The organism is Natronomonas marina (genome assembly GCF_024298905.1).
In the GTDB taxonomy this organism is placed as follows: Archaea; Halobacteriota; Halobacteria; order Halobacteriales; family Haloarculaceae; genus Natronomonas; species Natronomonas marina.
This window is the reverse complement of sequence record NZ_CP101154.1, coordinates 1,687,547-1,706,527: the sequence shown is the minus strand read 5'-3', so window position 1 is coordinate 1,706,527 and position 18,981 is coordinate 1,687,547. Positions and strand designations below refer to the sequence as shown.

The 18,981-nt window shown below is 68.1% G+C and carries 22 protein-coding genes; 9 read left to right on the top strand and 13 right to left on the bottom strand.

The features are described 5' to 3' along the window. Positions 1-2 precede the first annotated feature (2 nt). The 3 genes from NLF94_RS09250 to NLF94_RS09240 all read right to left on the bottom strand — a co-directional run bounded on the left by NLF94_RS09250 (position 3) and on the right by NLF94_RS09240 (position 3,151). Positions 3-2,144, bottom strand: a complete 2,142-nt coding sequence (locus NLF94_RS09250; protein ID WP_254841181.1) for an alpha-2-macroglobulin family protein — start codon at positions 2,142-2,144, stop codon at positions 3-5. Between the two features lie 73 nt (positions 2,145-2,217). After that, positions 2,218-2,937, bottom strand: coding sequence for an archaeal proteasome endopeptidase complex subunit beta (gene psmB / locus NLF94_RS09245; protein WP_254841180.1), 720 nt, complete (start codon positions 2,935-2,937; stop codon positions 2,218-2,220). A 40-nt stretch (positions 2,938-2,977) separates the two neighbouring features. Further along, a complete protein-coding gene (locus tag NLF94_RS09240) occupies positions 2,978-3,151 on the bottom strand; it encodes a hypothetical protein (protein WP_254841179.1) in 174 nt (57 codons plus the stop codon). A 286-nt stretch (positions 3,152-3,437) separates the two neighbouring features. Between NLF94_RS09240 and NLF94_RS09235 the strand changes: the two genes are divergently transcribed. Continuing rightward, on the top strand, positions 3,438-3,797 hold the full coding sequence (locus NLF94_RS09235; protein WP_254841178.1) for a DUF555 domain-containing protein: 360 nt from the start codon (positions 3,438-3,440) through the stop codon (positions 3,795-3,797). Here NLF94_RS09235 and NLF94_RS09230 read toward each other — a convergent pair. From NLF94_RS09230 to NLF94_RS09205, 6 genes are all read right to left on the bottom strand, one after another. Beyond that, positions 3,794-4,336 carry a CBS domain-containing protein gene (locus NLF94_RS09230; protein WP_254841412.1) on the bottom strand — a complete coding sequence of 181 codons (543 nt, stop codon included), beginning with the start codon at positions 4,334-4,336 and terminating at the stop codon, positions 3,794-3,796. The two genes, NLF94_RS09235 and NLF94_RS09230, sit on opposite strands and share 4 nt — an antisense overlap. A 181-nt stretch (positions 4,337-4,517) precedes the next feature. Further along, on the bottom strand, positions 4,518-5,498 hold the full coding sequence (gene purM, locus NLF94_RS09225; RefSeq protein WP_254841177.1) for a phosphoribosylformylglycinamidine cyclo-ligase: 981 nt from the start codon (positions 5,496-5,498) through the stop codon (positions 4,518-4,520). A gap of 75 nt (positions 5,499-5,573) precedes the next feature. Continuing rightward, on the bottom strand, positions 5,574-6,215 hold the full coding sequence (locus NLF94_RS09220; protein WP_254841176.1) for a zinc metalloprotease: 642 nt from the start codon (positions 6,213-6,215) through the stop codon (positions 5,574-5,576). After that, entirely contained in the window at positions 6,212-7,717 is a 1,506-nt protein-coding gene (locus NLF94_RS09215) for a TraB/GumN family protein (RefSeq protein WP_254841175.1), read from the bottom strand. Before NLF94_RS09215 ends, NLF94_RS09220 begins: the two co-directional genes overlap by 4 nt. A 215-nt stretch (positions 7,718-7,932) precedes the next feature. Then, on the bottom strand, positions 7,933-8,472 hold the full coding sequence (locus tag NLF94_RS09210) for an RAD55 family ATPase (protein WP_254841174.1): 540 nt from the start codon (positions 8,470-8,472) through the stop codon (positions 7,933-7,935). Positions 8,473-8,520: 48 nt separating this feature from the next. Continuing rightward, complete coding sequence (locus tag NLF94_RS09205; protein ID WP_254839721.1) at positions 8,521-9,843, bottom strand: RNA-guided endonuclease InsQ/TnpB family protein; 1,323 nt, start codon at positions 9,841-9,843, stop codon at positions 8,521-8,523. A gap of 226 nt (positions 9,844-10,069) precedes the next feature. Here NLF94_RS09205 and NLF94_RS09200 point away from each other — a divergent pair, with 226 nt between their 5' ends. Beyond that, positions 10,070-10,546 (top strand): acyl-CoA thioesterase, encoded by a 477-nt coding sequence (locus NLF94_RS09200; protein WP_254841173.1) that lies wholly within the window; start codon positions 10,070-10,072, stop codon positions 10,544-10,546. A gap of 24 nt (positions 10,547-10,570) precedes the next feature. Here the strand turns inward: NLF94_RS09200 and NLF94_RS09195 are convergent, their stop codons facing one another. From NLF94_RS09195 to NLF94_RS09185, 3 genes are all read right to left on the bottom strand, one after another. Then, positions 10,571-10,990, bottom strand: a complete 420-nt coding sequence (locus NLF94_RS09195) for a universal stress protein (protein WP_254841172.1) — start codon at positions 10,988-10,990, stop codon at positions 10,571-10,573. A gap of 68 nt (positions 10,991-11,058) precedes the next feature. After that, a complete protein-coding gene (locus tag NLF94_RS09190) occupies positions 11,059-11,517 on the bottom strand; it encodes a DUF7992 family protein (protein ID WP_254841171.1) in 459 nt (152 codons plus the stop codon). A 71-nt stretch (positions 11,518-11,588) separates the two neighbouring features. Further along, the gene (locus NLF94_RS09185; RefSeq protein ID WP_254841170.1) at positions 11,589-12,143 is read right to left on the bottom strand and encodes a YbhB/YbcL family Raf kinase inhibitor-like protein; all 555 of its coding nucleotides are present in this window, start codon (positions 12,141-12,143) and stop codon (positions 11,589-11,591) included. Between the two features lie 31 nt (positions 12,144-12,174). Between NLF94_RS09185 and NLF94_RS09180 the strand changes: the two genes are divergently transcribed. Together NLF94_RS09180 and cutA are read left to right on the top strand one after the other, a co-directional pair. Beyond that, entirely contained in the window at positions 12,175-12,435 is a 261-nt protein-coding gene (locus NLF94_RS09180) for an HEWD family protein (protein WP_434085390.1), read from the top strand. 5 nt (positions 12,436-12,440) lie between these two features. Then, positions 12,441-12,743 (top strand): divalent-cation tolerance protein CutA, encoded by a 303-nt coding sequence (cutA, locus tag NLF94_RS09175; RefSeq protein WP_254841169.1) that lies wholly within the window; start codon positions 12,441-12,443, stop codon positions 12,741-12,743. A 41-nt stretch (positions 12,744-12,784) separates the two neighbouring features. Here cutA and NLF94_RS09170 read toward each other — a convergent pair whose 3' ends face one another. Beyond that, positions 12,785-13,885 carry a DUF7973 family transport facilitator gene (locus NLF94_RS09170; protein ID WP_254841168.1) on the bottom strand — a complete coding sequence of 367 codons (1,101 nt, stop codon included), beginning with the start codon at positions 13,883-13,885 and terminating at the stop codon, positions 12,785-12,787. Between the two features lie 154 nt (positions 13,886-14,039). On the opposite strand from NLF94_RS09170, the gene NLF94_RS09165 reads away from it, so the two are divergent. The 5 genes from NLF94_RS09165 (at position 14,040) to NLF94_RS09145 (ending at position 18,912) form a co-directional block, all read left to right on the top strand. Continuing rightward, positions 14,040-14,516, top strand: coding sequence for a YbaK/EbsC family protein (locus tag NLF94_RS09165; protein WP_254841167.1), 477 nt, complete (start codon positions 14,040-14,042; stop codon positions 14,514-14,516). 56 nt (positions 14,517-14,572) lie between these two features. Further along, positions 14,573-16,678: an acetate--CoA ligase family protein gene (locus NLF94_RS09160; RefSeq protein WP_254841166.1), complete on the top strand. Its 2,106-nt coding sequence runs from the start codon at positions 14,573-14,575 to the stop codon at positions 16,676-16,678. Beyond that, positions 16,675-17,751, top strand: coding sequence for a phosphotransacetylase family protein (locus NLF94_RS09155; protein ID WP_254841165.1), 1,077 nt, complete (start codon positions 16,675-16,677; stop codon positions 17,749-17,751). The genes NLF94_RS09160 and NLF94_RS09155 overlap by 4 nt, the downstream gene beginning before the upstream one ends. A gap of 86 nt (positions 17,752-17,837) precedes the next feature. Beyond that, positions 17,838-18,122, top strand: a complete 285-nt coding sequence (locus NLF94_RS09150) for a DUF7968 family protein (protein ID WP_254841164.1) — start codon at positions 17,838-17,840, stop codon at positions 18,120-18,122. A 79-nt stretch (positions 18,123-18,201) separates the two neighbouring features. After that, positions 18,202-18,912: a methyltransferase domain-containing protein gene (locus NLF94_RS09145; protein WP_254841163.1), complete on the top strand. Its 711-nt coding sequence runs from the start codon at positions 18,202-18,204 to the stop codon at positions 18,910-18,912. Positions 18,913-18,981 lie beyond the last annotated feature (69 nt).

Below are 18,981 nucleotides of genomic sequence, written 5' to 3'. Positions count from 1 at the left end.
GCCTACGCGACCTGCTCGCCGGTCCGCCAGGCGTCGACGACGTCGCGCAACAGCCCCGAGTCTATCTCGCCGGTCCGCCAGTCGTCGACGGCCGTCCGGAGGCCGTCGTTGTCGATGACGCCCGAGGCGTTGGCGTAGGCCGCCTCGCCGGTGTCCGCCGTGTCGTTCTCGACCGTGATGGCGCCGAAGCCGTAGTCGGAGTAGCGGTTCCCGTCGGCGTCGACCGCCCACACGTTGACGTTGATTCTGGCGCCGTCGGAGGCGTTCTCCGGGACGGTGATCGTGGCGTTCGCGTCAGTGCTGATGGTCGTCGCGTACGGAATCTCCGGTCGGTCCACCTCGCCGAAGACGATTCCTTCGGCGCTGGCGCCGCCGGTGTTTTCGAGTGAAATCTCGACCGTCTCGCCCGGTGCCGCGGTGGTCGTCGACACCGACAGCTCACCCGGGTACGGTGCCAGGAGTGACGTGGGGAATCGGGCCTCCTCGTAGCGGTGGACGATGTTCTTGTTGTGGTAGAACCCGACGTCGTCGGGGACCGGATACGAGGTCTGAGCCGTTCCGGTCGAGTCGGTCTCCAGGCCGCCCGTCTCGAAGGAGCCCGAATCGACCTGGCTGTACTGGGCGTCGAAGTACAGCGGCACGCCGGCGACGGGGTCGCCGGTCGTCGCGTCCGTCACCTCGATGGACGCCTCGCCGGGCTGGAACGTCGCGGCGTCCTGTATGTTCAGCGCCCGCACCGAGACCGAACTGCCGCCCCGGTAGGTCTGGCCCTGGTACTCCATCGCACTCAGGATGCTCAGGCGGGTCCCGTCGATGGCGTCGTCGGGAACCTCGAAGGCGACCTCGGCCTGTCCGGTGTCGTTGGTGACGACGGTCCCGTTGAAGACCGGCGCGCCGCTCGTGTACCTGACGACGACCTCGATCTCTTGGTTGGTGATCGCGGACCCGTTGTCCGTCGCGGTGAACGTCCTCGTGACCGTCTCGCCCGGCGCGGCACGGAACTGGAACTGGTCGCCGGAAGTCGAGATCACGACGTCCTGGGTGGTCCCGGAGGGTTGATCGCTGACGAAGACGTTGCCAGTGCTCGAGGCGACTTCCGCACCGCCGTCGGTCGTGATGTCCACGTTCGTGCTCTGGACGTCCGTGTCGTTCGGAATCCTGTAGTCGGCAACGAAGAACCCGTTCTCGTCGGTCTCGGCCTCCGTCGTCACGATACTGTTGCCATCGAAGTCGGTAAACTCGATGTCGAGGTTCGTGTTCGGGACGGGACCGCTCGACGACATCAGGCGACCGCTGTAGGATGCGTTCTCGCCCCGTCGAACCCCGTCACCGCTGAACGGCAGTGACTTCGCGGTCAGGTCCGTCGCCCCGAGGAACCCACCGAATCCGGGCGAGGCCACCGTCGCGTTCTCGGCTTTCGCCATGATCTGATAGCTCGCCGGCTGCTCGGGGACGAAGCTGATTTTCACGAAGCCGTTCGGGCCGGATTCCGCAGTCTTGGTCTCGACGACGGTCGTGCCGCGTCTGACCGTCATGGTGACCGGCATACCGGAGACGGCTTCCGTGCCGTTCCGGACGAGGAACGACCGGGTCGTCTCCTCGTCCAGGTACACCGACTCCCCGCCCGTCGTTCCGATGACGCTCGGCCCGACCGGCACCTCTATCGACGACGACGTGTCGCTCGAACCGTGCGTGACGGTTATCTCGTAGAAACCGTCGGGGCGGTTCTGGAGGTCGTATGAGGCGAGGAAACTGCCGTTGCCGTCGGTCGTCCCGGAGACTGTCGTGGTATCGCCGTCCGGCGACGTTATCGTCACCGTCACGTCCTCGCCGGGGAGCGGGCGCTGGGGCTCCGCCGAGGCGTTGAGAACGCCGACCGCCGCCTCGATGGTCCCGTCGCTCGGATACGTTCCGGCCAGCGGCGACGCGGTCACCACCACCTGGACGTTCCCGGACGTGGTCTGTGCGCTTATCGTCGACCCGTTATCGGCGGACCCATCCTGGGATTGTTCTTCGACCGACCATCCCGGATCGTGGTCGGTCGTCGCCGCGGTAGCGAGACCCGCAGCGGCACAGCACCCCCCAACGACGAGAATCACTATCAGCACTGTTCGAACCGAGGCACTCCCCCACCGTCGTGACATGGTATCACACGGCAGTTGGAGACCTATAAAACCACTGGCATCCCCGGTTCGGCCTCGACGAGGCCCCGTCCGACTACAGCAGTTCCTCGAAGTCCTTGTGACCGCGGATGTCGACGCCCTCGCCGGTGATTTCGGCGAGGTAGACGCCGTTACCGGAACCGGTGTCACGCTCGACGGCGGCCTTGATGCCGGAGGCGGCGACTCGCTTTGCCTCCTCGTTGCTCATGTCCTCCTCGTACTCGCGTTCGAGGGTGCCGTAGGCGACGGTCAGGCCGGACCCGGTGACGGTGTAGTCGTCGGCCATGACGCCGCCGGCTGGGTCGATGGAGTAGACGTGGTGGCCGTCCTCGTCGACGCCGCCGAGGATGGGGTTGATGGCGAAGAACGGACCGCCGCGGGCGAAGTTGCCCGCAAGCGTCGCCAGCGCCTCGATGGAGATGTCCTCGCCGCGGCGGGCCTCGTAGAGGTTGATCTCGGCCTCGAGCGACCGGATGAACGATTGGGCGCCGCCGACGGAGCCGACCAGCGTCAGCGCGGCCGTCGGGTGGATCTGCTCGACCTTCTGGACGTTCTTGTTCGAGACGAACCGGCCGCCCAGCGAGGCACGCATGTCCGTTGCGATGACGACGCCCTCGGCCGTCGAGATGCCGATGGTGGTCGTCCCGGTCTTGTTCACGTCCTCGAGGTCCTCCGCCGAGAGGTCGTTGGACGGTACCTCGCCGAGTTCGGGTTCGTACGGCGAGAGCGTGTGGTCCTGTCCGGTGCGCGGCAGGGAGGAATCTGGCTGTCGCATTGCTCCCAGGTAGAGACCCACCGCTGATAAATCCTTCCGGTCAGGCCGGGGCTGCCCGTTCGTAGGCGGTGCCGAGTCGGTCGACGAGCCGGCCGAGCGGGAGCCGGAATCCTAGCTGTTCGGCCGCCAGGGCGACCGGGAGCAGCGCGATGCCGAGGACGATGCTGAGCTGGTACAGGACGAACACTGCGACCCGGTACGGGCTGGATGCCATCGTAGGCTGGCGAAGCGGGTGGTAGTATATAACTTTTCCCGTCGTTTCGAATACTCGTATAATAAATGGTGTGGATTCACACCGCCGCAGTACGGCGGTTATCGGTGGGGAGGGAAACGTGTCGGCCGAGTTTCAGCATCCTTTCCCTCGGGCGGATAGCAACGCTATGTGGTCGGCTCAATCGTCATAAGTTACGAGGATAACAGTGGTGACGTGCGCGGGCGGCCCCCGGCGGTCGACGGCCGAAAACAATAGTGCTATCCGTCCCCCGTCGTTGGGGTGAGACATGAGCAACTACCTCGTCGCGATGGAGGCCGCGTGGCTCGTTCGTGACGTCGAGGAGATAGACGACGCCATCGGCGTCGCCGTCAGCGAGGCGGGCAAGCGCCTCAACGACGCCGAGATGGACTACGTCGAAGTCGAGGTGGGCGCGACCCCGTGTCCGGCCTGCGGGGAGGCATTCGATTCGGCCTTCATCGCCGCCGACACCGCGCTGGTCGGCCTCCTTCTGGAGATGGAGGTGTTCAACGCAGACAGCACCCAGCACGCCGCCCGCATCGCAAAGAGCGAGGTCGGCGGCGCCCTCCGGGACGTTCCCCTGAAGATCATCGAGACCGTCGAGACCGAATCCGAAGACGACGCCTAGGACATGTGGGCCGCGATGTCGGCCTCGGTGATGATGCCGACCAACCGGCCGTCGTCGACCACCATCACCGCGTCCTGGTGGTTGAGGTGAGCGTTCAGTTCGTCGAGCGTCGCGTCCGGCTCGACGGTCGTTATCGCCTCCCGCATCGCGTCGGCCACCGGTAGCTCGCCGGCGTTCTCCGAATCGAGCTGGCGGATGTCCGAGTTCGAGATGATACCCTGCGGCCGGCCGTCCCGGACGACGGGCAACTGCGAGTAGCTCTCCTTGACCATCACGTCGATTGCCTTCCGGACGCTGTCGTCCGGCGCGACAGAAACGACGCCCTCGTGCATGATGTCCTCGGCGTGCATGACGGCGCTCTCGGCCTGGTCTAAGGCGTTGACGATGCGCCGCAGCGTCGAGAGCCTCGGGTCCACGTCCCCGCCCTCGATGCGGGCGATGAGCGGCTGGGAGACGTCGGCCCGTTCCGCCAGCTCGCTTTGGGTCAGCTCGAGGTCCGTCCGCCGCTCGTGTAGGTCCGCTGGCGTCGGAAGGTCCATTCCCATGCCCTCCAATAACCTGGAGTTATACAAAAGCCTTCTCCCCGAGCGTTGAAGTGGGAAGCCGCGGCCAGAGGACCCGTCCGTCGAACAGCAGCGGCCGGTCCCCAGGGCGGCAGTGCGGGACAGGACCGGCCGCCGGACCGGGCGGCTCCAGCGCCCACGTCCCGCCTGCTCGCCCCTACAGTTCCAGGCCGCGGACGGCGACGGAATCGCCCGACTCGACGCGACCGATGACGCGGGCGTCCTCGAGGGTGTCGGCAACGGTCTCGGCGTCGTCCTCCGGCAGGGCGGCGACGAAGCCGGTGCCCATGTTGAACGTGCGGTGCATCTCCTCGTCGGTGACGTCGCCCCCCTCCTGGACGAACTCGAAGACCGGCTGTGCGTCGAACGGCTCCTCGACGACGTAGCGGAACTCCCCCATCCGCGAGAGGTTCGTCCACCCGCCGCCCGTGACGTGGGCGGCGGCGTGCGTCTCTGCGTCGTGTAGCGGTCCCAGCACCTCCCGGTAGATGCGCGTCGGCTCCAGCAGGACCTCGCCGACGGTCCGGTCGTCGTCGTACGGGAAGGGGTCGGTGTACTCGTGGTTCCGCGTCGCCGCCTCCCGCGCCAGCGTCAGCCCGTTGGAGTGGATGCCCGACGACGGCAGGCCGACGAGGGCGTCCCCCTCGTGTGCGGTGCCGTCGAACAGTTCGGCGTCCGTCGCCAGCCCCGCACAGGCGCCCGCGAGGTCCAGCCCCCGAATCACGTCCGGCATCACGGCCGTCTCGCCGCCGACCAGTGCGATTTCGGCCCGCTCCGCGCCGGCCGAGAGCCCGTCGCCGACCTGCTCTGCGGTGCGGTCGTCGGGCGCCTCGACGGCGAGGTAGTCGACGAAGGCGACCGGCGTGACGCCCGCTGCGATGAGATCGTTTGCGTTCATTGCGATGCAGTCGATGCCGATGGTCGAGTAGTCGTCGAGCGCCTCCGCGACCAGGAGTTTCGTCCCCACGCCGTCGGTCGCCAGCGCGAGGTACCGGTCGCCGATGTCGACCAGCCCCGCGTAGTCGCCCTCGAACTCCCCGACGGCGCCGATGAGTGCGGCCGTCGCCGCCTCGCTGGCCTCGATGTCGACCCCCGTCTCGGCGTAGGTGAGTCCCTCCTCGTCGCTGTCGTCGGTCATACACGAACGGCCGTCCGACCGGAGCAAAAGCGCGTCGGTTACTTCCGCCTCGACGGAGTCGTAGCTTCCGTCCGATCAGACGCTCGGGAAGCCGATGACGTACAGCGCCAGCACCCCGAGCGCGACTGTCCCGACGAAGGCGACGGCGAAGATCCGAAGGTCCCAGTCCCTGACCTTGCGTCCGTCGAGCGGGCCAAACGGAATCATATTGAACGCGGCCAGGAAGGCGTTGATCACGACGCCGAACTCCCCGACACCCCCGAGGAAACCATCGAAGAGGAGGAAGGGGAGGAAGACGACGACGAGAGCGACGTTCGTCAGCGGGCCCGCGATAGCGACCAGCCCGTTCTGTCGTTCGGTGATCCGGCCCCGGTGGTAGACCGCGCCGGGCGCGGCGAAGAGAAAGCCTGCCAGCGCAGCGCCGATGGCCAGCGCGAGCATCCCGTACTCGGCCCTGAACGCGGCCATCTGACCGAACCGGACGGCCACGACCTTGTGGGCGAGTTCGTGCAGCAGGAAGCCGACGCCGACCGTCAGCATGCTGATGAGCAGCACCTGGACGAACTCCGGTGAGGTGAGTGTCGGTCCCAACTCCGGGGAGATCGGGGGATCGAAGATGAAGAGGGTGAACGCGATCCCCAGAGCGACCCACGCGACCGCCAGGTCTCGGAGCTCGTCGGGGTAAAACCGGATGCCACCGAGGCGAATCGCGCTCACGTCACCGCCTCCACGATGAGGTCGACGCTGTTCTCCGCCCCGGCCAGCATCAGCCGGACGATCCCGCTCGCGCCCTCGATACCGGATCCCGCAAACAGGTACGGGAGCAGGACGGCTGCGAAGACGACACTACCGATGAAGCTACCGACGTTCGTCAGTGCGACTATCATGATCAGTCTGAACAGTGGGACCTCCGTGAGGTCGCGCCAAAGCTCCCGGAGCGGAGCCTCCTCGTCGGAAACGATTTCGTTCAACGTCGAGATGTCGCCGACGTTGACGTCGAGGTACCGCAACTCGACGTAGCCGGCGAACCACCCAGGCGCGAGCAGCGGGTTGACGCTCGTCAGCCAGGCGACGCCGCCCCCGACGCCGGCCGACTGCCAGTGGGCGCCCGCCAGCTTCGCCAGGGCGAACGCGATGATGCCGTTGACGAGGAACCACGCGGCGAACAGCTCGAACAGCAGCCGGCTCGAGGTGCCTTCGACGCCGGTGTACGTCGCGATCGCCAGAAGGACGAAGAAGACCAGGAAGCCGAGCGTGAACAGGTAGCCGAACAGTTTGTACACCGAGAACCGACGGCTCGATGCCCGGCCGGTCAGCTCCGACATCGGCGGCAGACTCGCAGGCGTCTCGAGGTACTTCTCGATGCCCTCCCGGTGACCGGCACCGACGACGGCGACGACGCGGTGGCCCTGGTCGCGGAGCGAGACGAGCTGGTGGGCGATGTAGGCGTCCCGTTCGTCGATGAGCGCCTCCGCGCCGCCGGGCGAGAAGCGGCGGAACTCCTCCATCATCGCGCCGACGACGTCGGTGTCGGTCATCCGCTCGATGTCGAACTCGTCGACGGCTTCCTCTTCCGGCGTGATTCGAACGAGCGCGACGACGAGGAGCGTCCCGACGAGGAGGCCGAGCGTGAGCCAGACCAGGACCGCATCCAGAACCGTAACGAGGATACCGGGACCGAGAGCCGTCGGCACGAGGAAGGGCCCCCCGAAGGCGCTCCCGGCGACGGTGACCATCAGGGCGATACCCAGCCCGACACCCATGCCCACCTCGCGGGGGTCGCCGAGGCTGACGGCCAGGCTCCCGACGAGTTTCAGCTTCTCCAAAAAGGAGAGCCGTGCCCAGAACCGCTGTATCGTGACCTGAATGTCCCGGTCGACGAGCGCGACGTCGGTTCCCTGCGCCTCGGCGGCCTCGATGGCCGCCTTCATGTCGGCGCCCGGCTCGATGTCGAAGCGGTCGCCGAGCCGGGCCTGGACGTACGACAGCATCCAGTACGCGAGGAACTGAAAGACCGTGTTACCCCGGAGGAGGTCGCTCGCGTCGAGGTCGTCGGGCGTCTCGCCTTTCAGCTGCCGGTAGCGTCCCTCGTCGAGTTCGACCGCGACGACGTCCGGTGATTCCTCCTCGACGACCGACTCGACCTCCCGGACGCTCGCCTCGGAGACGTGCGCCGTGCCGACGACCCGCACGGAGCCCTCCTCGACGTTGTCGCTCATTGTCGGGACCTGTCGGTCGAGGCGTTTACGTGTATCGGGACGCGACGAGGGGAAGGGTCCGGGGGGACCGAGCGACGCCACCGGTGTCGACACGCCAACCGCCCGCGATCAGCCCGGCCGTCCGCCACCCGACGGCCACGAGGAGTCACCCGACGGCTCGGGGCACTCGCCCGCCTTGGTCAGCTCCTCGACGACCGAGACTATCTCGGCTCCCGTTACCGGCTTCCTGAGATAGGTGTCGAACTCGAGGTCTCGATGTCGCTGCTGGTGACCGTCCGTTGCAGTTCGAAGACGATGTCGGCCATCCCGAGGGTGATCCCGCGCCCGCTTTCCGGGCCGGGGTCCTGACAGTGCAGCAGCGCGATACTTCCGGTCCGTCGGACGTAGGTGTGGAGTTTGTTGAGAAACGACTGGTAGTCGTCGGGGTCGCGCCGTTCGAGGGTGTCGGCGGTGTCGACGATGAGGTTCATTCCCGTCCCCGCCCGCCCGACGACGTCGCCGATCTCGTCGAAGCCGATTCCGGGGCCGGCGTAGGCGACCATCGGGTTCCCGATGTCGATGCTGGAACGGTCGAAGGCCCGTTTCACGCTCGCCTCGTCCCGCAGCGTCGACAGGTACAGCGTCGGTCGCTGGGCGGTGATACGATACAGCAGGAGCTCGCTCTGTGTCTGTGGCGGGGCCACGACCGCCACGAGCGACCCCTTCGGGATGCCGCCGCCGAGGTGGTCGTCGACGATGTCGACGCCCGTCTCCATCGCTCCACGCGTCACTCTGTTGGTATCTCTTTCGTCCGAACAAGTGAACTACCCCTGCCTACTCGCCGCCTTCGGCGGCTCCTTGAGGCAGGGGCTTCCTGTTTCAACGACGCGCTTTGGAGACACCTCATCGGCTGTCGCCTCAGTCTCCCCAGGGAGCGCAGTCTCCGCAGGCGTTGTTGATTCGGCCATGCCCTGACCTACTGTCTGCATAGTTGTTTCAACTCCAATTTTCTCCACCCCCAGACGCTTGATTTCTAAGGCTGCATTGTAGTCCCTGTCAGCTTCGAACCCACACGAGGGGCACGAGTGTTCACGCACCCAGAGAGGTTTCTCCGTCTCACAGCCACACTGTGAGCAGCGTTTCGTCGTGCCTTCCGGTGGCACTTCGATCACGTGACACCCGTTTTTCTTCCCGTGGCGTTTGAATGCCTGAATCGTTTGCCGCCACGACATCGCTGCGATGGTCCGACTGTTCCCATCATCTTCTGTCATCGCTTTCACGTCCAGATCTTCGAGGAACACTGCGTCGTACCGAGTCGTGTATTCGTGGGCGAGCTTCTCCCGGTAATCTTCACGACGGTTCTGCACCCGGTCGTATGCCTGAGCGAGTTGCTGCCGGGCTTGCTCCCAGTTGTTCGACCCGCGGTCTTTCCGGGAGAGAGCACGGTGTCGGCGGTCAATACGGTCGCGGTCACGCTGCTCATCAAGTGATTCGAACGACCGACCGTCTGAGTCGTGAATGAACTTCGTGATGCCGAGATCAATCCCGACTGTATCTGCCGGGTCAATATCCTCGACAGCCGGTTTCTCCGGGTAGCCGGGTTCGTACTCGACGACGATGCTGACAGTCCAATCACCGGTTTTCTCTTTTTTCAGGATGACTTGTGTGATGTCTCCGTCGTCGGGGAGTGGGCGGTGGTAGGTGAGGTGGAAGTCACCGATTTTCGAGAAGTTCACAATCGCGTGATCCGTCCGGTCCGTGTTATGATCCACGTCGAAACCGGATTGGTTGTACACGATGCTGCGGAACTCTCGCGGGGGCTTCCACTTCATCCGCCCAACGTCGTACCCTTGGTCTTGCAGAGACTCAAGCACTGTTTCACTTTGCTTGATGCGCCGGATAGCCATTTGCAGGCACTTGGAATACACATCCTTCCACTCCGGCCACTGTTCTTTCCACCCGGTTGGGCCAGTGAGTTTGTTCTGCATCTCCGTGTACGACGGTTTATTGGAGTCCGGGCGTGGCCGGTATTCTTGTGTGAGAGCGTGGTTGTACACTTCCCGACACGTCTGAATATCGCCCCATGCAGCCGTGGCTGTCTCGGCGTCTTCCGGCGTTGCAGCGTACTTGAACGTCTCCTTAACCACTACTGACTTATTGGGTTACCTATCACTTGAACATTCGGGAACTAAAGGAGCGCACGGCTGTATCCCCGCCCTACTCGCTCCCGGTGGTCGCTCCTTGAGGACGGGGACTTAGCCTGCAAAAGTTAAACCCGCTGGCTCGCTCCGATCGGGGCCGACACCGCGTGGATCACGACCCCTCGAGGCCGGGATCGAAGCGTCCTTCCGCCGCTGTCGTGTCCGTTCGACCATGTCGACGCTAGCCGACTCGCGGACGGAGATGACCGAGATGCTGCTCCCGAACGACACCAACACGCTCGGTCGGGCTCTCGGCGGGGAGGTGTTGCACTGGATGGACATCTGTGCGGCCATCGCGAGCATGCGGTTCGCCGGCCGACAGACCGTGACCGCCTCGATGGACAACGTCGACTTCGTCAGTCCCATCGACCTCGGGGAGGTCGCGGTCATCGAGGCGTACGTTTTCTCGACCGGGCGGACCAGCATCGACGTCAAGGTCGAGGTCCACGCCGAGGATCCCAGGGAAGGCGAACAGCGACTTGCGACGTCGTCGTTTTTCACCTTCGTCGCCCTCGACGAGTCCGGCCGGCCCGCCAAAGTACCCGACCTGGAGTGTCCGACGGAGGCGGAGGCGGCGCTCCGGGACGAGGCCATCGAGGAGCGCCGCGAACAGCTCCGGGAGGTCGCCGACCGGCTCGAAGAGTCCTGAGACGGCCCCTCCCGGGCGCGAATGCTACCGGACGACGGTCACGGGGATCGGCGACCGGCGGACGACCGTCTCGGCGACGCTACCGAGAAGCACACGGCTGACGCCCTCCCGGCCGTGGCTCCCCATCACGACCGCGTCGACGTCGTTGTCCTCGGCGTACTCGACGATGGCCCGCGCGGGACGACCGAGGACCGTCTCGGTCTCGACGTTCGCGTCGTACCGCTGCCGGACGGCCTCGAGCATCTCCCGGCCGGACGATTCGGCGTCCTCGTACCAGTCGGCCCAGTAGCCCGGCAGCGACGCCTCCGGTGGCGCGTCGTAGCCCGCGCCCACGAAGTCCAGCACGTACAGCAGGACGATTTCGGCGTCGTCGTAGCGTTCGATCGCGTGTTCGACCGCCTTCTCCGAGAGGTCGGAGCCGTCGTACGGGACCAGCACGCGCATACAGTGGTCTACCCGGGGCAGGGTGTTAAGAGTGGTCGCCGGAGGAGGGCGTCAGGGGTGGTCCCCGGTCACTCGAAGTCGGGCAGGTCGTCCGGCGCCTCGTAGTCGGTCTCCCAGTCGATGTAGTCCGCCTTGAGCGTCCGACTGACCGTATCGCCCAGTTCCGCGAGGGCGGCGTTGATGCCCGAAACCGTCTCCCAGGAGTCCAGATCGGGGTGGACCGCCCGTTCCTTCCAGTCTTCCGGCAGGCCGGGGGCGTGGTAGCCGACCCGGTCGGCGAAGGCGTCCCAGAAGAAGTCGAACCGCTGGAGCATCCCCAGGTCGGTCACGATGGCGAACGCTTCCTCGTCGAGGTCCGTGCTCTCGGCCCACTCGTAGAAGGCCTGCTCCCAGGCGCCCTCCGCCAGCAGCGCCTCGATCTCCTCGCGCTTGTAGTCGGTGTCGCCGACCACCTCCGCGTCCTCGTAGTTGTTCGGGTCGATCTCCTCCAGTTCGGGCGGGTCCGGCGGGTCCACGTCGAGCGTCATACCCGAGGTTCGGCCACCCGAGGAATAACCGTGTCGTCCCGGCCACGGCGGCCGGGACCCCGGTTCGGTCGTCAGAACCGATCGTACGTCGCAGTGAATGCGTTACTGGCGGCGATCAGCGGTTCGACGGCGTCGTCGAAGGCGTCCCGGTCGGCGCCCGGTTCGAGGTCGGGGGCCGACTCCAGGGCGAACACGGTAAAACGGTACTCGTTTTCGCCCGGCGTCTCGTGACAGGGCGAGCGATAGCCGACGGTTCCCTCGCCGTTCTGCCCCTGGCGAGCGCCGGCGGGGGACTCCAAGCGATGCTCGTTCGGTCGGTCGGCGGGCACCCGCAGGGGGTCCTCCGGCGGGAGGTTCCACAGCGTCCAGATGGTTCCCGGGTCGTAGCTCCGGAGCCACTCGCCGACGACGGCCAGCGACTCGGTCTCGGGCGGCACCCCCGAGACTGTCAGCGGCGGGGACTCGCCGGCACCGTCGCAGGTGAACCGGACGGGTATCGACGCCTCGAAGGCCGGCGAGGAGATCGACAGCCCCGTCCCGTCGGGTGGTTCACCGCCGATGGTACAGCCCGCGCTGGCGGCCGCGACGGTCGAGGGGATCGAGGCAAGCAACGCTCGCCGGCGCATACCGACGGTTCGGAGTCGGGCGTAAAGACGGATGCGGTTCGACGCCGTGCGGTTGATTACGCTGGCCGCCGTCCGTGCGAGTATGGGCGCCGAAATCGTTCCGCCGGAGCGGAGGACCTGCCAGCGCTGCGGCCGGACCGACATCTGGGACGAGGAGACCGAAAACTGGGTCATCGCAACCGAGGACGGCGAACGACAGGTCGGCAACAGACACTGCATCCACGAGTGGGACATAAACGGGCAGTACAACCCGGTCGCGGGCAAGCCCGACGTCGACCCCGACGGGGGCTGACCGCCGTGGCGACGGCCTACGTCACCGCGCCGCCGTCGGCGGCCGACGAGATAGCGACCGCGCTCGTCGAGGAGCGCCTGGCGGCCTGCGTCAACCGCCTCGACTGCCGGTCGACCTACCGCTGGGAGGGCGAGGTGGTCGACGACTCGGAGGTCGTCCTGCTGGCGAAGACGACCGCGACCCGATACGAGGAGTTACGCGAGCGGGTCGTCGAACTCCATCCCCACGACGTGCCGTGTATCGAGCGTTTCGAGGAGACTGACGCCTTCGAGCCGTTCGCCGAGTGGGTCGAGGAAAGCGTCGAGTAGCCCCGAGGACGGCCGTGTGAGGTCGATTGCGGCCGCCCGTCTCAGAGTCCCAGCGTCGGCACCAGCGCCTGCTCGAAGACGCCGACGAGGTCCAGCAGCGCGATCAACGCCGTTCCGACGACGATGGCGACGGCCGGCGGGTCGAGGTGCGTGTCGGCGTGGGCGTACAGGAGTCGCTGTGCGAGTTCGCCGACGAGAGCCGTGACGACGCCGAAGACCGCGCCGACGAGCAGCGCGACGAGCAGGTTCACGTCGGCGGACAGTCCCGCCGACGTCGTCGCGCCGCCCGCGAGACCGACGACCGCAAGCGAGGAGACCAGCGCGACGTGGTGGGTGACGGGGAACCGCTCGACGCCGACACAGAGGAAGAGCAGCGTCGTGGCGGCGACGCCGAACGCGAGGAACGGACTCGCGGTCCGGTAGGTGACGAAGGCGCCCAGAACGCCGACCACCGCGCCCAGGACGGCGACCTGCCCCCACTCGTACTGGTGGGGGAGCCACGGCTCGACGGCGAAGCGGCGCTCGCCGCCGGTGGTCCCCTCGGAGTCGACGCCCGACCGGTCGACGACGCCGCCGTCGGCCCGCGGCGAGCGCCGGATCCGGCGTTCGAACGGCGTCATGTCCAGGACGCCGTCGCCGCGAACCGTCCCGATCAGCGGGTAGCCGAGCGCGACGCGGTGGAGGACGCCGGAGACGACGATGCTGAACGCGATGGGGTCCCAGGGGAGTCCCAGGCCGGCCGACCCGTAGGCGAGACCGACGCCGACGACGCCGAAGGCGCCGCCGACCGCCATCACGTCGGCCCGCGGCCCCAGCGCGTAGGTGACGTTCTTGGCCTCGTGGTACCGGAAGTCGGTGTCGAGGTAGCCCTGCCGGGCGGCGAAGGCGGCGGCGGCCGCCCCGCCGGCGAAGGCGACGTGGGGACCGAACAGCGGGCCCAGTCCCAGCGTCGCCGTGAGGCCCGACGACCCCAGCGCGGCCGTGACGCCGCTCGGGTCGGGGACGGATTCGCTCGCGAGGTTCACCGCCTCGCCGACCACGACGAGCAGGCCCGCGACCGAGAACGCCTCGAGTCCGCCGACGGCGGCGCCGAACGCCCCGCCGGCGAACGCGACGACGACGAGCACGAGCGGGTCAGCCACCGCGACCACTCCGGGGCGTGCGGACGAACATTGAAAGCCGGTGGTCCCGGGACCCAAATATCGTTGGCGGTTCTCCGTCGATCGGCCGCTCGGTGTTCCGGCGGCGAGTCCCGGCACCGGGGGATTCTTGATCGGGCGCGGACACCGACACCGCATGCATCCACGCGCCGAGGAGTTCGCGCGCCGGGCGGCCGAGGAACACGGCTTCGAGGTCGACGTCCACGAGTTCCCCGAGGGGACGAAGACGGCGGCCGACGCCGCGGCGGCCGTCGGCTGTGACGTCGCACAGATAGCCAGCGGCATCGTGCTGTCGGCCGGGGACGGACTGGTCGTCGTCGTCACCAGCGGCGCCAACCGGGTCGACGAGGCGAAGGTAGCCGAACTGGTCGGCGTCGACGCCGCGGCGGTGTCGATGGGCGACGCCGACGAGATCAAGGCGACACTGGGGTGGTCCATCGGCGGCGTGCCGCCGTTCTGTCACGAGGCCGACGTGCCGGTGTTCATGGACGAGACGCTTTCCGGCCACGAGGAGGTGTGGGCCGCCGCGGGGACGCCGGAGGCGGTCTTTCCCATCGCGCCAGACCGACTGGCAGCGCTGTCGGGCGCGACGGTCGCCGACGTCGCGGAGTGACCCGGAGCGGGCGGCGACGGCCACCTATTAGGACCGTGCCGCCCAACTCCGAACCGATGAGCGAACTATCGGGGCTGTTCGCCCCCGAGGTGGTCGCCGTCGTCGGCGCGACCGAGCGCGAAGGGTCCGTCGGGCGGGCGGTCTTCGAGAACCTGCTCGCCGACTTCGACGGCGAGGTGCTTCCGGTCAACCCGAACGTCGATCGCGTCTTCGACCGGCCCTGCTACGACAGCGTCGCCGAGACCGGGGCGGACCTGGCGGTCGTCGTCGTGCCGGCCGAGACGGCGGTCGAGGTCGTCGAGAACGCCGGCGAGACCGGCATCCGGAACGTGGTCGTCATCACGGCCGGCTTCGGCGAGACGGGCAGCGAGGGCACCGCCCGCGAGAAACGGCTGGTCGAGGCCGCCGAGACGTACGACCTGAACCTCGTCGGCCCGAACTCGCTGGGCGTCATCTCGACGCCGGTCGGACTCAACGCGACGTTCGGCCCGACGAACGCCCGGCCGGGCGGCATCTCGTTCATGAGCCAGTCGGGCGCGTTCGTCACGGCGGTGCTGGACTGGGCCGAGGACCGGCAGGTCGGCTTCAACGACATCGTCTCGCTGGGCAACAAGGCGGTGCTCGACGAGACGGACTTCGTCGAGTCGTGGGGCGACGACGCCGACACCGACGTCGTGCTGGGCTACCTCGAGAGCATCGAGGACGGCGTCTCGTTCGTCCGGACGGCCCGCGAGGTGACCCGCGGGACGCCGGTGGTCGTCGTCAAGTCCGGGCGGACCCAGGCCGGCGCCAGCGCGGCGGCCTCCCACACCGGCGCCATCGCCGGCAGCGAGCGTGCCTACGAGGCCGGGCTCCGGAAGGCGGGCGTCATCCGGGCGGACTCGGTGAGCGAACTGTTCGACTTCGGCGCGATGCTCTCCGGCCAGCCGGTCCCAGACGACGGCGGCGTGGCCGTCGTCACGAACGCCGGCGGTCCCGGCGTGATGGCGACGGACGCCGTCGGCGACTCCGGCGCCGAGTTGGCCGAGTTGACCGACGACAGCCGGGAGGCGCTCGCCGCGGTACTGCCCGACAGCGCCGACCCCTACAACCCGGTCGACGTCATCGGGGACGCCCCCGTCGAGCGGTTCGAGGACGCACTCGAGGTGGTCCTCGCGGACCCGAACGTCGGCTCGGCCGTCGTCATCGCCTGTCCGAGTGCGGTGCTGTCCTTCGAGGCGCTGGGCGAGACGCTGGCCTCGATGGCCGAGACCCGCGAGCAACCGCTGTCCGCCTGTCTCATGGGCGGGACCTCGACGGCGGCGGCCGCCGCCGCCCTCGGGGAGGTCGGCGTCCCAACGTACTTCGACCCCGCGCGGGCGGTCCGGGGGCTGGCGGCCCTCTACGAGTACCGGGCGATACGCGACCGTCGCTACGAGGAACCGGCGACCTTCGACGTCGACCGCGAGGCCGCCCGGGAGATACTGGGCCGCGTCGAGACGACGCCGGACAACAACCTCGGCATCGAGTCGATGGACCTGCTGGAGGCGTACGGCATCCCGACGCCGGACGGCGAGGTTGTCGACTCCCCGGCGGCAGCCCGCGAGGTCGCCGAACGGCTCGACGGCGACATCGTGATGAAGATAGTCTCGCCGGACATCCTCCACAAGACCGACGTCGGTGGCGTCGAGGTCGGGGTCGCCACCGCCGACGTCGAGGACGTCTTCGAGTCGCTGGTCACCCGGGCGCGGACCTACCAGCCGGACGCACGGGTCCTCGGCGTCCAGGTCCAGGAGACCGTCGACCTCGAGGCCGGCGTCGAGACCATCGTCGGGACGAACCGGGACCCGCAGTTCGGCCCGCTCGTGCTCTTCGGTCTCGGCGGCGTCTTCGTCGAGGTGCTGGAGGACACGACCGTCCGCGTCGCGCCGGTCTCCGAACCGGAAGCGACCGGCATGCTGGACGACATCGACGCGGCGCCGCTGCTTCGCGGCGCCCGGGGCCGCGAACCGGTCGACGAGGACGCCGTCGTCGAGACCATCCAGCGGCTCTCCCAGCTCGTCACCGACTTCCCGGCCATCGTGGAACTGGATGTCAACCCGCTGGTGGCGACGCCCGACGGCGTGGCCGCAATCGACCTCCGACTCACCGTCGACCCCGAACGGCTACCACACAACCCATGACCGTACTCGTCACATCCACCGAGCAGAGCACAGGCAAGACGGCCGTCGCCCTGGCGCTGGCGCGAGCGGCGACCGACCGCGGCCGCATGGTCGGCTACATGAAGCCCGTCGGCACCCGGCTGCAGTCGGCGGTCGGCAAGACGCTGGACGAGGACCCCATGCTCGCCCGCGAACTGCTGGGGCTGGACGCCGAGACCCACGAGATGGAGCCGGTGGTCTACTCGCCGACCTTCGTCCAGGAGGCTATTCGGGGACGAGAGGACCCCGACGCCCTCGCCGACCAGGTCCGGGAGTCCTTCGACCGCCTGGCGGCCGACGCCGACACGATGGTGATTGAGGGCGGCGGCGAACTGACGACGGGCGGCATCGTCGACCTGACCGACGCCGACGTCGCGGAACTGCTCGACGCCACCGTCGTACTCGTCGTCCCCTACGAGGAACCGGGGGACGTCGACGAGGTGCTGGCCGCCGCCGACCTGCTCGGGGACCGCCTCGGAGGCGTCCTGTTCAACAAGGTTCCCGACGCGGCCTTCGACGCGCTCGCCAGCGACGTCGTCCCGTTCCTGGAGGGTCGCGGCGTCCGGGTGTTCGGCTCCATCCCGCTCGACGAGGAACTCGCCGGCGTCACGGTCGCGGAACTGCGCCAGGAACTCGGCGCGGAACTGCTGACGACGGAGGCACCGACCGACGGCCGCATCCAGCGGTTCGTCGTCGGCGCGATGACCGCGAACGAGGCGCTGGGCCAGCTCCGCCGCGTCCGCGACGCCGCCCTGGTGACGGGCGGCGACCGAGGCGACGTACTGACGGCCGCCCTCGAGGCCTCCGGCATCGAGTGCTTCGTCCTGACCGGGGGCCTGCGCCCGCCCGGTGCGGTCCTCGGCCGCGCCGAGTCCGCCGGCGTGCCGGTCCTCCTGGTGCAGACGGACACGAAGACGGCCATCGACCGCGCCGAGGCTGTCGTCTCCTCGGGCCGGACCAGAAACGCCGACACCGTCGCCCGGATGGGCGAGTTACTGGCCGACTACGCCGACGTCGACGCGATGCTGGACGCGGGGAACGCGCCCGACGGGTAGGCTGCAAGCGAGGTCCGACCGTCGGTGGTGCGGCGACGCCACACGCTCGCCGCGGGCGTTTTTACGCTGGCACCCGTCCACCGGACATGAGCGACGCCACGACCGGAACCGCAACGCGGGTGGTCCTCTCATACGATCCCGAGGCGATAGACGACCTCTCGCGGTACTGGGTCGAGGACGAACTGTCGGGGGAGTCCTTCGAGGGGCGGGTCCGCCGGACGTACGGAGCGGTCGCCGAGGGCGATACCCTCGTGGAGGCCGTCTCGAAGGGCTGTGGCGTTCCGGTGGAGGTGACCCTGCGCGTCGAGGGTCTGGACGGCGGCACTGCGGTCGGCGAGGGGACGGCCGTCGAGGTTCGGCGCCGGGCGTGACGGTCGCCCTCGCCTCCGTGCTTGCCGTCCGTTACCGTGTCACAATAACTCACATACCTGCCCGCCGACTGGTTCCCGCATGGACGACGCCTTCGGCCGGATGGTGCTCGACTACTGGCGGGACGAGTACGACGGCAGCGGCGTCTACCGGAGCCACACCGGCGACACCCGGCCGGGGCACCCGGAGTGGTACTTCGGCGACTCCTTCGACGACGAGACCGAGGCGGCGCTCCAGCGGGTCCGGGCGGTCGACGGCCTCGTCCACGACGCCGGGTGTGGCGCCGGCCAGCACGCCCTGGCGCTCCAGCGGGCGGGTCTCGACGTCGTCGCCACGGACGTCAGTCCGGGGGCGCTGGCGGTGGCGCGGGCCCGCGGCGTCGACCGACTCGCCCGCGCGGACCTGCGGTCGCCGCCGGTCGTCGCCGACTGCGTCTTCCTCTCGGGGACGCAACTCGGCGTCGGCGGGACCGTCCCGGCGCTGCGGTCGACGCTCGCGTCGCTTTCGGCGGCCACGGCCGAGGGCGGCCGCGTCGTCGGCGACCTGAAGGACCCCTTCGGGGTCGCCGAGCACCACCTCGCGGGTAGCGAGGAACTCGTGGCCTTCGACCGCGAGACCGGCGTCGCCCGCCGGCGGATGCGAACGGAGTACCGCGACCTGGCGGGTCCGTGGCTGTCGCTGCTCTGTCTCACTCCCGAGGCGGTACGCGATGTCGTCGCGCCGACTCCCTGGTCGGTCACCGAGATAATAGCGGGCGAGGGAGCGCGGTACTACCTCGTTTTGGACCGGTAGGCGGGTGCTACCGGCCGACCACAGAATTATGTCGCTCGCGCTCCTACACGGGGTGGAGCCTCACGGGCT